Raw genomic sequence first — 1,529 nt, forward strand, 5'->3', positions numbered from 1 at the left:
CTCTTCTTGCGCTCAAGCGAAAGATTGCTGTGATCAATGATCAATGCTGCTTTTTGCCCGATTGATAAGGGATCCCCAAAAGCTTGTCAGGGGGTGATCTGGAACTCCAGGTTGTAGGTTTGGAGTAAGTTTATGGTTTCGTGATCGGTGATGTTGGTGTCGGCCAGCTCCAAGTTGTAGAAATCGATGAACTCTTCGTGGTCAAAATAGGGGCCGGCATGCCAGGTACCCATCTCCAGTTTGATAAAGCGATCCCCAGGCACCCGAAAGGCTTGAATCTGATCCACGTGCAGCTCATCGGCAGGCGGTGCAACACCAATAAACCACTCCTTGCCATTCAGGGATCCCAGGCACTGGGTGCAGCGGATGTGGTGGGTGATCTGAGTAAACTTGAGGCCGCGGCGAGGCAAGCGCATGATGTAAAAGCGGGGCTGCCCTTGATTCAAGAACAACTGAGCATCTTGACTGTCGAAGGGTTTGTGATCGGGAGTAGGGCAAATGACCTGTCCATAGGGGGCAAAGTTTTCCGGTTCAGCGAGATGGGCCTTCAGTTGGCGCAATTGGCTGGTCACCCTGCTCTTCTCCTTTGCGTTTGACGAGCTGTCTTGTGTCTCACTGTTGCCCTACAACGTGAGCACGAGGGCGTGAAGACGCAAACAGCCCAGCGAACCCCATTCTATCGAGACTTGGCCAGGCAGCTTCCCTTCTGGGAAGGGATCCCTGAGCAAGCCCAAGCTGCTCAAGGTCGCAAGTACAATGGGAAAACTTCCCAGCCTCAGCAGAGCAAATGGCGATGCAGCGGGACTTACAAGAGCTGATCATCTCCCCAGCTCAAGTTGAAAGCCTCTCTCAAGTGCCGGTGGCTTGGTTGTATCGGCCTCAGCCCGTTCGTCGCTTTAAGGATCGCCTGCGCCAGTTCTCCGCTTTCTGGGATCTCCTACGCTTGCTGGTGACGCTGGACTTGTTCTTGCGTTTCTTGACCTTCTGGACAGGGGGATCCCTACTTACCCTGGTGGGGCGGATTTGGATCCCTGGCCTACAGGCCACTTGGGGCACTTGGCTGGTGGAATGGGGGATCCTGGCGGCTATTGCCGCCCTGGGCCAAGCCTATTGGATTTTCCGCAGCCGTCGCATGCCGCTGCTGTTGAACTTGCTGGGGGAAGTGGATCGCTACAACCGAATCATCCAGGCCATCCACGTCAACGACCAGTTGGTGGAAGCGGGCAACCCCGAGGTGAAGCTGGCCCAGAGGGCTGAGGTGATCGAAGCCCTGAAACTGACCCGGGCCGATCTCATCCGTGCCTTGAAAACCGAACGGATCTTGCGGCAAAACGAAGACCTGATCGAGCAGCAGAGCGAGTTCTTCGGCGATAACTTGGCAGCTTTGACAGCTCTGCAGGTGAGCGAGCAGGCCAGCGAACAGGGTCGTATCCTAGAGACTGCTTTACAGATTGCTTTGCAGGTGCGCTCCCAAATCCGCCGTTTGCAAGAGCGAGAAGCCAACCACCCCCCAAACAGGGATCCAGACA

The 1,529-nt window shown here is 55.7% G+C and carries 2 protein-coding genes; one reads left to right on the forward strand and one right to left on the reverse strand.

Features of this window, described 5'->3' with window-relative positions:
- Positions 1–86: 86 nt before the first annotated feature.
- Positions 87–572, reverse strand: coding sequence for an ureidoglycolate lyase (locus NW820_RS08660; protein WP_011431703.1), 486 nt, complete (start codon positions 570–572; stop codon positions 87–89).
- Between the two features lie 221 nt (positions 573–793).
- Between NW820_RS08660 and NW820_RS08665 the strand changes: the two genes are divergently transcribed.
- Positions 794–1,529: hypothetical protein (locus NW820_RS08665; RefSeq protein WP_414407258.1), on the forward strand; the 736-nt coding region annotated here is incomplete at its 3' end.

Origin of the sequence: Synechococcus sp. R55.7 (assembly GCF_047461955.1) — a bacterium.
Lineage (GTDB): Bacteria > Cyanobacteriota > Cyanobacteriia > Thermostichales > Thermostichaceae > Thermostichus.